This window comes from Tunturibacter gelidoferens, from assembly GCF_040358255.1.
GTDB lineage: Bacteria > Acidobacteriota > Terriglobia > Terriglobales > Acidobacteriaceae > Edaphobacter > Edaphobacter gelidiferens.
Window position 1 is genome coordinate 403893 of record NZ_CP132938.1, and the last position, 12597, is coordinate 416489.

Below are 12597 nucleotides of genomic sequence, written 5' to 3' on the forward strand. Positions count from 1 at the left end.
CATTTTGATTCCGACCAACGGGAGGATCTATGCTCTCGCGTTGTCAAGACCGGTAGACGCGTCACGAAGTGACCGCCTCCCGCGTAGCGAGCCCGTCCGGCAGGACTCAGGCTTTGGCAGCGAGAGCGATGCACTCTTCCAGGATGTCGAGAGCGACCTCAGCCTCCTGCTTGTTGACGATGAGCGGGGGGCAGAGGCGGATCGTGGTTTCACCGCAGCCCAGGATCAAGAGGCCGCGCTCGAAGGCCAGGTCTACGACCTTGTCGCGCATGGGGCCTACGGGGGTGCGAGACTGCTTGTCTTTGACGAGTTCTACGCCGATCATGAGGCCGCGGCCACGAACGTCGCCGACCGTGGGGTGTTTGGCAACCCATGGACGGAGGCGGTCGAGCATCTTTTCGCCGACGGTGACGGCGTTCTGGAGGCCTTCGCGCTCCAGGATGTCCATGGTGGCGAGAGCGGCGGCGATGCAGATGGGATTGCCGCCGAAGGTGCTGGCGTGAGACCCGGAGACCCAGTCCATGACGTCGGCCTTTGCCATGCAGATGCCTAGCGGCATTCCGCTGGCGATACCTTTGGCGATGCAGACGATGTCGGGTTGAACACCGGAGTGCTCGATGGCCCACCACTTCCCTGTTCTTGCGGCGCCGGACTGGACCTCGTCGGCGATGAGGAGGATGCCGTGGCGGTCGCAGATGCGGCGGATCTCCTGGAGGAAGTTGTCGGGCGCTACGACGTAACCGCCTTCGCCCTGGATGGGCTCGAGGATGATGGCTGCGACCTCTTCGGGCGGGAGGATGGTTTTGAAGAGCTTCTCTTCGATGTAGCGGGCACAGCCGAGGGCGAAGGCTTCTTCTTCCTGCGGACCGCCGCTACAACCGCGATAGGCGTAGGGGTAGCGGACGTGATGGACGCCGGGGACGAAGGGTGCGAAGCGCCGCTTCTGCTGCGGCTTGGAGCCAGTGAGCGAGAGTGCGCCCATGGTGCGGCCGTGGAAGCCGCCGAAGAAGCTGATGATGTTCTGGCGGCCGGTGTGGTAGCGTGCGAGCTTCATGGCGCACTCGACGGCTTCGGCACCGGAGTTGCCGTAGTAGAACTTGTGCGGACCGGGCATGGGCGCGATGGCGGAGAGGCGCTCGGCGAAGGTGGTCATGTTTTCGTAGTAGAAGTCGGTGCCGGACATGTGGATGAGCTCGGCGGCCTGATCCTGAATCGCCTTTACTACTTCGGGGTGGCAGTGGCCGGTGGAGTTGACGGCGATGCCGGCGGCGAAGTCGATGAACTCGTTACCGTCAACGTCGGTGACGCGGATGCCACGACCGGATTTGGCCACCATGGGGTAGCTGCGGGTGTAGCTGGGGGAGATGAGACGGTCGTCGGCGGCGACGATTTTTTTGGCATTGGGGCCAGGGAGAGCTGTCTTGAGCTTGGGGCCGAACTCGGCGTAGTGCTTGGAACGGATGGCTTCGCCGGCGGCGGGGGTGACGCTCTGGGCGGAGTTTTGCTTCAGGTCTTCGAGGGTCTTTTCAGTGAGGGTTGTCATGCGAATCTCTCCTTGGGGCAGCGGTGCGTTTGGTCTTTCCGTTCGTGCTCGTATCCGTTCCAGATGAGGGACGGCGGCGCTCTGTGGTTGCAGAGAGAACGGTTTGCGCTGGTGGCGAGGACTTCGCCGGCTGTTGGGGTGTTCGAACTTAGTCGCCGGCGAAGAGACTAGGTCGTGTGAGGCTGGGCAGGACGCGGAGATGGCGACGCGGCATCTGGTGGCGCTTGGAGCGGCACTGGAAAGCTGCGCTGCGATTGATCCGGGCTGTGTTGAACAGCGATTTCATTGGGAAGTCTGCCTTTGGCGGTGAGTATACCTTATCGTGGTGACACTCGAACACCGGTGTCCTGCTGGACGGGCTCCCTACGCGGGAGGCGGGCGTTCGCACGCCTTTTTAGAGCTTCGCGTGGTCCTCCCGTTCGTCGGAGGGAAGATGATGATGCCGACCAGCGGGATACCCTATGCTGCTGGCGCTGCCAAGACCGGTATACCCGTCACGAAGTAACCGCGCTCCGCGCAGGAGGCTCGTCCGGCAGGACAAAAACTCTCCTTGACAGCTTAGGGAAGTGGGTCTAGCCTCCTAATCATCTTAGGGGGACACTTGACCACCCAGGCCCAACTTCTTCCCGGCACACTTGATTTGCTGATTCTTCGCGCGGTCTCGCTTGGGCCGTTGCATGGCTATGGCGTGCTTCTGCGCATTGAGCAGATCTCGGGCGGCGCGCTACTGATTGAGCAAGGCGCTTTGTATCCGGGGTTGTTTCGTCTGCTGCGGCAGGGTCTGCTGAAGGCGGACTGGGGAACTTCCGAGAACAATCGCAGGGCCAAGTTTTACGAGTTGACTGCAGTGGGCCGTAAGCGCCTGCAGGAAGAGACGGACAGCTGGAACCGTCTGGCTACCGCGATCGCCAGCGCACTTGCTACGCAACCGGAGGAAATATGAGACCCTTCGCCTCTCTACGCTCCTTTGTTTCGACGCTGTTTCATCGTGCTGAGATTGATCGTGAGATCGACGAGGAGCTTCGCTCGCACATTCAGCATCGTGCCGATGATCTTGAGCGTGGTGGTCTTCCGCGCGCAGAGGCAGAGAGGCGTGCGCGCATTGAATTTGGTGGCTATCAACGACTGAAAGAAGAGAGCCGCGAGGCGCTTGGCGGCCAATTCGGCGCGGGACTGCTTCAGGATATTCGTTTCGCGATGCGCAGGATGGCCAAGAAACCTGGTTTTGCGGTTGTTGCGATCTTGACGCTGGCGTTTGCGATCGGGGCGAATGCGGTGGTGTTTGCTGTTTTGAACGCGTTCATCCTGCGGCCGTTGAACGTTCCCCAGTCGGAGAGTCTTTATGGGTTGTGGCGTCTGTCCAGCAACGACATGGCCGAGTCTTATCCGGACTATCTCGATCTGCGGGACCGCAACCACAGCTTTGAGAGTCTGGTGGCTTACAACGTCGAGCAGGCGGCGCTGGATACGGGCAACGATCCCTCACGCGCCTGGGTCGATGAGGCCACCGGAAATTACTTCGATGCTCTTGGACTTAAACCGTACCTGGGCCGGTTCTTTCATGGCTCCGATGAGCACGGACCGAACAGCGCACCCTACATTGTGCTGACTTATGACTTCTGGCACAGCCACTTTCAGGGCGATCCCGGCGTCATCGGTCGCGTCGTCCGGCTGAACAAATTTCCCTACACCATCATCGGGGTGGGGCCGCCTGAGTTTCATGGCACCCTGATGTTCTTCAATCCGGATTTTTTTGTGCCGATTGTGAATCACGCGCAGTTCGATGAGAACGACCTAAACAACCGGGGCGATCGCTGGGTCTTTATGACGTTGGGACACCTGAAGGCGGGAGTAACTCCGGCACAGGCGATTGCGGATCTGAACTCGGTGGGAGCTTCTCTTGAGAAGGCTTATCCCAAAGACGATCACAAGATGAGTTTTAAACTAGCGCGTCCGGGTCTTTATGGGGATTACATTGGCCGGCCTGTGCGGACGTTTATGACGGCACTGATGTTGTTGGCGGGATTGATCCTGCTGGCTGCGTGTGCCAACCTCGGCAGCCTGTTTGCCGCGCGCGCTGCTGATCGATCGCGTGAGATCGCTCTGCGGCTTGCGCTTGGGTCGAGCCGCAAACGGATTCTGCGTGGGCTCTTTGCAGAGGCTGTACTGATTTCGCTGGTGGGCGGGGCAGTTGGACTTGCAGGCAGCGTGGTGTTGTTGAGGGCGTTGAGCGTGTGGCAGCCAATCTCCCGGTGGCCGCTTCATATGTCCGTAAATCCGGATGTAAAGGTGTATGCGGTTGCTTTGTTTCTGGCGTTGGCCAGTGGATTACTGTTCGGCGCAGTGCCGGTGGGGCAGGTTCTTCGCACCGATCCGTATGAGGCGGTGAAGGGTGGCAGCGTCGAGACGAAGCGCGGCAGGTTTGGCTTGCGGATGAGTTTCCGCGATCTGCTGCTTGTGGTGCAGATTGCAATCTGTGCCGTTCTTGTCACTTCTTCGATCGTCGCCGTGCGCGGATTGGCGCATTCGCTGCACAACAACTTCGGCTTCGAGCTGCAGAACACGATGCTGGTTGAGACAGACTTAAATATGGCGGGCTATCGAGGCGACAAAGTGCCGCCCATGCAAAAACGCATGATTGATGCGTTGGCGGCGATTCCTGGCGTTGAGTCCGTGGGCCTGGCCGATCAGGTGCCGTTGGGGGATGCGCAACCGGACTCGAATGTCTTCGCCGACAGTACGACGGATCTTCGGCCTGCGAATGCTGCGTCAGATGCGCTGATGTTCAAGGTCTCGCCTGAATACTTTCAGGCGGCAGGTACAGCGCTGGTGTCGGGAAGAGCCTTCACCTGGCAGGAGAACAGAGACAAACCGCGCGTCGCCGTAGTGAATCGACAGTTCGCGCGGAAGATCTTCGGCTCCGAGGCAAAGACTATGGGCGCGTACTTCAAGCTGCCCGATGGAGCGCGTCTTCAGGTTGTGGGCATTGCAGAGGATGGCAAATATGGAAGCCTCACGGAAGATCCGCAGCCGGTGATGTTTCTTCCCATTCTGCAATCGCCATCCAACTCGGCGTATCTCGTGGTGAGGTCGAGCCGCGATCCGGAGCAGCTGGCACAGGCTATCAGAGACACGTTGCGGAATATGGATGCCGGACTGCCGGTTTATATCCAGACGCGCTATAAGGCCCTGGACGCGTTTCTGTTCGGACCACGGATGGCGACGATTTCGCTCGGTGTGCTGGGGGTGATGGGCGCGATGCTGTCAGTAGTTGGGATCTTCGGCATGGCTTCGTATTCGGTGAGCAAGCGGCTGCGGGAGTTCGGGATTCGCATTGCCTTAGGGGCGCAAAAGAAAGAGCTGTTGCATGCGGCACTGGGGCGTACGTTCAGGCTGCTGGCGTTCGGCTCGGCTGTGGGACTGTTGTTCGGACTGGCGGCGGGTAAGGTGATTGCTTTTATCGTGTCTCAGGCTACGCCGTGGGATCCGATCGTGTTGGGCGGAGTCTTGTTGACGATGCTCTTCCTTGGTCTGCTGGCTGGATGCGTTCCGGCCAGGCGTGCGCTGGGGACCGATCCTTTGATCCTGTTGCGGGAGGAATAAAGTCTGGGCTTCGTCTTGTTGAAGACTAGCGGATGACGCTGCCGGGGACCATGGGCTGAGGGGTGTCGTTGTCGAACTGCAGGCTGAAGGCGAACAGGAGATGGTAGAGATCACTGTGCAGGGTGGTGTAGTCGAAGCAGAGGACGTGGCGCGTGGGGTCGGCTGGGTCGGACTTCTTCTTCGCCTTGACGGGAATATTGCCGAGGAAGCAGGCCTTGGCGGCGTAGGTGGTCTGGGGGATCTTGCCGGCGGCGGCTGGCATGGGGACCGAGGCCAGGACGATGGCTGCGGGATGGCCGTCGATGGTGTAGCGGGTGGCTTCCTGAGTGACGGTGGGTTCGCCGTACTGCTTGAGCTGGCGGATGATCTGTTCGCGGATAAAGGGGCCGAGCGTGGTGGCACCGCGGAGGACGTTGGGGCAGGTGTTGTCGATGGTGGAGAGGACGAAGGATGCGGTGTCGGCTGAGGTGACCGAGTTGGCAAAGAAGGTGGAGCGGGCGCACTTGGGCGTCGCGGTGGTGGTAGAGCTAGAAGATGCTTGAGCCGGGGTCCTTTCGGCGACGCTTGCGGGGTCGGGGACGAAACGGCCGGGATAGAAGTAGGTGATGTTCAGATCCTGGTCGTGGAAGCTTCGCGGCAAGTTGGGATTGGACTGAGCGGAGGACTGGTCGGGAGCTTGGGAGAGTGCCGAGACACAGACAAGAAAGATGAGCAATGAGGCCGCACGACGAAGCACCATCTCCTTATCGTAGCACCGGGCGGGCTCTGAATACAGGCTCGGGGACCCGAGGCAAAGGCGCGATACCATTGAAGAATGCCCGTCAACTCGGCAACTTCAGCGCCCAACCGAACGAAGATTCTGCTGTGTTTCGCGTGCGTCTATCTCTTCTGGGGATCGACGTACCTGGCGATGCGGTATGGGGTGGAGGTGCTGCCGCCGTTTGTGCTGGGGAGCGTGCGGTTTCTGATGGCTGGTGTGCTGATGCTGGCGACGTCGGCTGCGCTGAAGGGGAAGATGTGGCCGAACCGGCAAGAGTTGGTGCGGCTTGTGGTGATTGGGGTACTGATGCTGGGGTGCGGGAATACGTCAGTGATCTGGGCGGAGCAGTATCTTCCGACGGGACTGGCGGCGCTGCTGGTGGCGGTGGTGCCCTTGTATGCGGCGCTGATTGAGATTGTGCTGCCCAGAGGGGAAGGGCTGCGTGTGAAGGGATGGGTCGGCGTTTGCATCGGGTTTGTCGGACTCGTATTTCTGCTGTGGCCTGGGTTGCGGGAGGGACTGCGTGGCGACTCGCGGCAGATCGTAGCGGCTGGAGTGACGCTGGGCGGCGCGATGTGCTGGACGAGCGCGTCGGTGATCTCGCGGCGGTCTACTTTTCGGATTAGCGGATTTGCGGCGGCGGGGTGGGAGATGCTTTTTGGCGGAGTGTTCAACGTGCTGATGTTGGTGGCGACGAAGGGATACCACGGGGCGCAGTGGGGATTGCAGGCCTGGGCTTCAACGCTCTATCTGGTGGCGTTTGGATCGATTCTTACTTACAGCGCGTACGTCTATCTGCTGGATCATGTGGCAGTGTCGAAGGTGGCGACGTATGCGTATGTGAATCCGGTGATTGCCGTCGTTCTTGGGGTGATCCTTCTGCACGAGCGCTTTGTCGCGGTGGAGTACGTGGGGATGGCGGCGATTCTGGTGGCGGTGTTTCTGGTGACCAGCTCGAAGATGAAGAGCGGCGCTGCGTCGGTGGTGAATGAGGATATTGCCGCTGGGCAAGAGGCTTAGTTTCGCTGGCTTGGGTCTGCTAGTCTGGCGGCCATGAGGAGATTTTTGCTTGCGGTGTTGTGTGTAGCAGCGATGAGCGGGATGCAGGCTGCGACTCCGGCGGCTACGGACGCACGCGCGAGGGAGTTGATCCGTACGCTGAAGCTGTCGGTACTGCCGAAGGAGTCGGGATATCTGGGGATCATCGGAGTCTCTACGCGGAAGGTGAGCGTGGGCGGACGCACGCTCGCGGTGCAGAGCCAGAACTACTACATGCTTACGCGGGAGAGGCCGATCAACTACTTGCACTGGCTGGAGCCGGACGACACGCACATTCTGGTGGAGGGCGGGCCGGTGGACTACTTCATCTTTCATCCGAAGGGACGTGTGGAGAAGGTGACGCTGGGGTTCGACTATGCGGCGGGGCAGAGGCCGGTCGTTGCGGTGCCGGGTGGTTGCTGGAAGGCACTGCGGCTGCACGAGGGAGCGAGCTTCGCGCTGATGGTGAATACGCTCTCGCCGGAGTTTACGCCGGATCGCGTGAGGATTGGCGAGGGTACGGAGTGGGTGAAGCGGTTTGCGGGGGCAGCGCCCTGGGCCACGCCAGAGACGCTGCGGGAGTTTATCGGGCCGAACTGGATTCCATAAAGAGCGGGCCCAGTATCAGCAGATTTCTCCGCTGCGCTGCGAAATGACAAACAAAAGAACAAGCAAAAAACAGAAGCAACAGCAGATCCTTCGACTTCGCTCAGGATGGCTGCTCCAGGAGCCTAGAAGCGGGGCTAGGACATGCCGGTGATCTCGCCTGCTGCGTTGACGTTGATGTCCATGGCGCGGGAGGACTTGGGCAGGCCGGGCATCAGCATCATGCTGCCCGAGATGACGACGAGGAAGCCTGCGCCAGCGGAGAGAACGACGTCCGAGATGTGGAGGGTCCAGCCCGTGGGTGCGCCCATGAGTTTGGGGTCGTCGGTTAGGGAATACTGTGTCTTCGCGATGCAGACGGGAAGCGCGCCGTAGCCCCACCTTGTGAAGCGCGCTAGTTTTTCTTCGGCTTGGGGTGTGAGTTTAACATTCGCTGCACCGTAGACTTTTTGCGCTACAGCGATAATTTTTTCGAGCGCAGAGGCGCCTGGGGCGTAGGTGCTGGTGGGCGCGACGTTGGGGTTGGCGGCGATGACGCTGACGACTTTTTCGGCGAGTGCGGTGGCTCCGGCTCCGCCTTTCGCGAAGGCTTCGGAGAGTGCAAAGGCTGCGCCCTGGGCCTCGCAATACTTTTCGAGGAACTTCAGCTCTTCTTCGGTGTCGTTGGGGAAGCGGTTGATGGCTACGATGGCGGGTAGGTTGAAGCCGCGCACGATGGCGATGTGTTTCTTCAGGTTTTCGAAGCCGGCTTCGAGGTCGCCCGCACCCTGATTGCGAACCGACTGCACGGTGGTGACGAGAACCGCGGCGGAGGGCTTGATGCCGGACGACGGCATGACGATATCCATGTACTTTTCGAAGCCGAGGTCGGAGGCGAAGCCGGTTTCGTTGACGACGTAGTCGGCGAGGCGAAGGCCCATCTGCTGCGAGAGGACGGAGCTGGTGCCGTGGGCAATGTTGGCAAAGGGGCCGCAGTGGACCAGCGCGGGCGTGCCTTCGGTGGTCTGGACGAGGTTTGGCAGGATGGCTTCGTTGAGGAGCGCCATCATGGGGCCGGTGGCCTTGAGATCTTCGGCGAGGACGGGTTTCCCGGAGCGAGTGGCGCCGATGACGATGCGACCGAGGCGGGTGCGGAGATCTTCACGACTTGCGGCGAGGGTCATGATGGCCATGATCTCGCTGGCGGCGGTGATGAGGAACCCAGTGTGACGATTGGCTCCGTCGCGTTTGCCGCCAGCCTGCACGATGATGTGGCGGAGAGCGCGGTCGTTCATGTCGAGCGTGCGCGGCCAGGTGATGGCCTCGGGGTCGAGGTCGAGTGGATTGCCGTGGAAGAGGTAGGAGTCGATGAGGGCAGCGAGGAGGTTGTGCGCGGAGGTGATGGCGTGAAAGTCGCCGTGGAAGTGGAGGTTGATCTTTTCGGCTGGCTCGACCTGCGAGCGGCCGCCGCCTGCAGCTCCGCCTTTCATGCCGAAGACAGGGCCGAGGGAGGGCTCACGCGAGGTGATGATGGCTTTTTTGCCGATCTTTTCCAGGCCCTGCACGAGGCCGATGGAGGTGACGGTCTTACCTTCGCCTGAGAGGGTGGGTGTGGTCGCGGTGACGAGGATGAACTTGCCACGCACGGGAAAGGCGGGGTCGTCGAGAAGATCGAGGGTGAGCTTTGCGCCGTAGCGGCCGATGCGTTCGACGTACTTTTCGGGTAGGTTGAGCTTTTCGACGATGGCTTCGATGGGGAGAAGATCTTTGGTCATGGGCCTCAGAAGATGGCGAAGGTTTGAAGAAGTTATGGGGCGGCGGTGCCCATGGGGACTGGATAGAGCGGCGCGGCATCGGCGCGGCCGAAGCGGACGGTGGTTTTGGTGATGCGATTGAGCGTGTCGATGTTGTTCGAAGAGAAGTACCAGACGAGGAGGTGGCTGTTCCAGTTGGTGGAGAGACCCATGGTGTAAAGCGGCTGGCGTAGTGCGGGCGGATTTGTGGAATCGCTTATTTGTGGCCGGATCTGTGCTTGGGGCTGCACTGGGCCCTGGGCAGCGGCCATGTGGACCTTTTGCCAGCCGACGTTATACCAGGAGGGCTGCGCGATGGGCTTCATGCCGGGGACTTTGGTGACGATCTCGGCGAGGTCTGCGAGGAGGCTAGTGCTGCTGCTCTCGTGCTCGGCGTTGAGGCAGTCGACGTCGAGTTCGGCTAGCAGGATGGTCGCGGTGATGGCGGGCGTGATGGTGACCTGCATGCCGCCGTCCGCTATGGGTTGAGTGGTGGTGGTTTGTGCGGGACCTGATTGTGGGAGTTCGAGAAGAAGTGCGGGGCGCAGGCAGTGGGTCTCGGCGGCGAGCTTCGGATTATCGACGTTGAAGAGAGTGAGGTGACCGTCGCGGAACACCTTTTCGGGGTCGGCCTTGACCAGGTCGGAGGGATAGAAGAGACGAAGCTTCAGAGATTCGTTCTCCCACTCGGTGGTGGGGGTGTCAGGAGTTTGCGCGGCTGCGGTAAGAGTTAATATTGCGGCGAAAAGGGACGCAATCAAGGTACGAGGTGGAGGCAAGAGGGTCATTTTGTTTGTACTTCCAGCGTACGCCATCTTTGTAGTCTTCTACTAGGATGCCGTGTGGAGCGAGGTCGTTGCGAATGGCGTATGCGGGTAGAGCGGCTGTAGTAGATCGGTCTTATCGCGATGCCCGACAGCGGCTAGGTAGTTAGCCAAAACGGCTGAGATAGACTCTCTTTCATGATCATTCGCCGCTTGCTATCAACACTGCTGCTCCTTGCGAGTGGTGGCGCGGGAAGTTCTCAGAGCGCTGATGCACAACAGGTGCCTCTCGCACAATTCGATAGGTCCAGGTATGTTCAGCACCTCATGGATCTACAGGTTGCTTTTACGTCTCCTCCTCCTACCGGCATAAGCGTCGCTGCTAAGGAGGTGGCGAGGCACGGTAGTTCGGGTAAAGACCTGGTGGTTCAGTACCAAATTTTCCTCAAAGGTATTCCCGAGAACACGTTGCTAACGTCATGGCAGTTACCCGTTGAAGCAGATAAATTGTCTGAAACCTTCAATGGAATTTCAGTGGGAAAAGACGGAGTGCTGATCTGCGCTGGTAGAACACCAGAACAATGTGGGGACGCTAAGAATCCAGATGATCCGATCGAATTTACATTTCAACCACTTAAGGGTGAACCGTCACGACTTGTCTTCACAGCAGGCCAGACGAGAATCGGCCTGATGATCGTACCTGATCCTGTTGAGGCACATAATAAAGGATGCAGCCTAACGGCGACTCGCTTAAGCACCAGTTTTCAATTGGCATTCCTATCGGGTGACGGATATACGCCTGACACAGATATTCACTATCGATTCATCTCTGACGCAACGAAGGAGGATGTGATCCGCTCCGATGCGAACGGCGTGATTCGCATCGCTATGCTTGCCCACTCCAGCGATAAAAAAAATGGCCGAGCGGTCTTCGAGATCACAGAGAAGAATTGCTCTCCCAAAGTGTCGTATGAGTGGGGAAACCCCTAAACCACTTGCCTTTGGCAGCGCTATTTCCGCTTCCAGCGGACGCCATCTTTGGAGTCTTCGATTAGGATGCCTTTTGCGAGCAGATCGTTGCGGATGGCGTCGGCGCGGGCAAAGTTGCGGGACTTTTTGGCCTGGGTACGTTCGGCGACGAGGGCGTCGATATCGGCGTCGGAGAAGGCGAGCGTGGCGACGAGTTCGGGGGCGGCTTCGTCGATGCGACCCTCGGCTTCGGCCCACGCGAGCGCGGCCCGGGTGATGGCAGCGTCCTTGTCTTCAAGGACGGCGAAGACTGCGTCGAAGAGATTGAGGACGTCGAGGATCTCGGCGGCGTTTTCGCTGCGAAGTGTGCCTGTGTCTGCAGCGGTGTTGGCTGCGCGAACGAGATCGAAGATGGCGGCGCGGGCTTCCGCGGTGTTGAGGTCGTTCGCGAGGGCGATGGTGTACGCCATCCTTGCCTCACCGGTGAGCAGCGAGAGGGCCTGGTCGCATCCTTGAGAGAAGCCACCCTTCAACATGCGCTGGTGGAAGGTGCGCAGGCGGTCGATGGCGTTGGTCGATTCGATGAGGCTGTCGAAGGTGAAGTTCATCTGGTGGCGGTAGGGCACGGAGATGAGCAGGAAGCGGATGGCTGAGGCGCGGTGGCCTTTGAGGAGCAGGTCGCGGAGAGTGTAGAAGTTGCCCTCGGACTTCGACATCTTCTTGCCTTCGACGAGCAGGAATCGGACGTGCATCCAGTGGCGGACGAAGGGCTTTCCGGAGGCAGACTCGGATTGGGCGATCTCGTTCTCGTGGTGCGGGAACATGAGGTCTTCGCCGCCGGCGTGGAGGTCGATATTCTCGCCGAGAAATTTGGTGGCCATGGCGGAGCACTCGATGTGCCAGCCGGGGCGGCCGGTGCCGAGTGCTGTCTCCCAAGATTGTTCGCCGGGTTTGACGGCCTTCCAGAGGGCGAAGTCGCGGGCAGCATCCTTCTCGTACTCGTCGAGGTCGACGCGGGCTCCGTCTTCGATGCCGTCAAAGTCTTTTTTAGAGAGCTTGCCGTAGTCGGGGAAGCGCGCGATGCGGAAGTACCAGGAGCCGTCTTCGGCCTGGTAGGCGATGTCTTTGGCCGCGAGCTGCTCGATGAGCGAGACCATGTCGGGGATGCAGGCGGTGGCGTGGGAGATGTACTCAGGGCGCTGGATGCCAAGGGCATCGAGGTCCTCAAAGAAGGCGCGCTCGAACTTTTCGGTGTACTGAGCGATGGGGACGCCGGCGGCGGCGGCGTTGCGGATGATCTTGTCATCGACGTCGGTGATGTTCATGACGTGCTCGACAGGAATGCCCTGCTGGCGAATGACACGGCGGAGCACGTCGACGTGGAGGAAGGTGCGGAAGTTGCCGATGTGGCCGTAGTCGTAGACGGTGGGACCGCAGCAGTACATTCGCAGAGCTTTTTGGTCGACGGGGGCGAGGGTTTCGATCTTTCCGCCGAGGGTGTTGAAGAGTTCTATGGTTGCCACGTTGCTCTAGTATCCTGCC

General features: G+C 60.1%; 10 protein-coding genes. 5 read left to right on the forward strand and 5 right to left on the reverse strand.

Annotation, left to right across the window (positions count from 1 at the left end):
- Positions 1 to 106: 106 nt before the first annotated feature.
- Positions 107 to 1543, reverse strand: a complete 1437-nt coding sequence (locus RBB81_RS02240; protein WP_353072564.1) for an acetyl ornithine aminotransferase family protein — start codon at positions 1541 to 1543, stop codon at positions 107 to 109.
- Positions 1544 to 2144: 601 nt separating this feature from the next.
- Here RBB81_RS02240 and RBB81_RS02245 point away from each other — a divergent pair.
- Positions 2145 to 2486 (forward strand): PadR family transcriptional regulator, encoded by a 342-nt coding sequence (locus tag RBB81_RS02245; RefSeq protein WP_179586269.1) that lies wholly within the window; start codon positions 2145 to 2147, stop codon positions 2484 to 2486.
- Positions 2483 to 5146 carry an ABC transporter permease gene (locus tag RBB81_RS02250; protein WP_353072565.1) on the forward strand — a complete coding sequence of 888 codons (2664 nt, stop codon included), beginning with the start codon at positions 2483 to 2485 and terminating at the stop codon, positions 5144 to 5146. Before RBB81_RS02245 ends, RBB81_RS02250 begins: the two co-directional genes overlap by 4 nt.
- A gap of 25 nt (positions 5147 to 5171) precedes the next feature.
- Here RBB81_RS02250 and RBB81_RS02255 read toward each other — a convergent pair whose 3' ends face one another.
- Positions 5172 to 5885 carry a hypothetical protein gene (locus RBB81_RS02255; protein ID WP_353072566.1) on the reverse strand — a complete coding sequence of 238 codons (714 nt, stop codon included), beginning with the start codon at positions 5883 to 5885 and terminating at the stop codon, positions 5172 to 5174.
- A 75-nt stretch (positions 5886 to 5960) separates the two neighbouring features.
- On the opposite strand from RBB81_RS02255, the gene RBB81_RS02260 reads away from it, so the two are divergent.
- Positions 5961 to 6926 (forward strand): EamA family transporter, encoded by a 966-nt coding sequence (locus RBB81_RS02260; protein WP_353072567.1) that lies wholly within the window; start codon positions 5961 to 5963, stop codon positions 6924 to 6926.
- 33 nt (positions 6927 to 6959) lie between these two features.
- Complete coding sequence (locus RBB81_RS02265; RefSeq protein WP_353072568.1) at positions 6960 to 7553, forward strand: cupin domain-containing protein; 594 nt, start codon at positions 6960 to 6962, stop codon at positions 7551 to 7553.
- Between the two features lie 134 nt (positions 7554 to 7687).
- Here RBB81_RS02265 and RBB81_RS02270 read toward each other — a convergent pair whose 3' ends face one another.
- Positions 7688 to 9304, reverse strand: coding sequence for a formate--tetrahydrofolate ligase (locus RBB81_RS02270; RefSeq protein WP_353072569.1), 1617 nt, complete (start codon positions 9302 to 9304; stop codon positions 7688 to 7690).
- A 32-nt stretch (positions 9305 to 9336) separates the two neighbouring features.
- On the reverse strand, positions 9337 to 10110 hold the full coding sequence (locus RBB81_RS02275; protein WP_353072570.1) for a hypothetical protein: 774 nt from the start codon (positions 10108 to 10110) through the stop codon (positions 9337 to 9339).
- A gap of 174 nt (positions 10111 to 10284) precedes the next feature.
- Here RBB81_RS02275 and RBB81_RS02280 point away from each other — a divergent pair, with 174 nt between their 5' ends.
- Positions 10285 to 11076 carry a hypothetical protein gene (locus RBB81_RS02280; protein ID WP_353072571.1) on the forward strand — a complete coding sequence of 264 codons (792 nt, stop codon included), beginning with the start codon at positions 10285 to 10287 and terminating at the stop codon, positions 11074 to 11076.
- 20 nt (positions 11077 to 11096) lie between these two features.
- On the opposite strand, the gene cysS is transcribed toward RBB81_RS02280, so the two are convergent.
- Positions 11097 to 12578 carry a cysteine--tRNA ligase gene (gene cysS, locus RBB81_RS02285; protein ID WP_353072572.1) on the reverse strand — a complete coding sequence of 494 codons (1482 nt, stop codon included), beginning with the start codon at positions 12576 to 12578 and terminating at the stop codon, positions 11097 to 11099.
- Positions 12579 to 12597 lie beyond the last annotated feature (19 nt).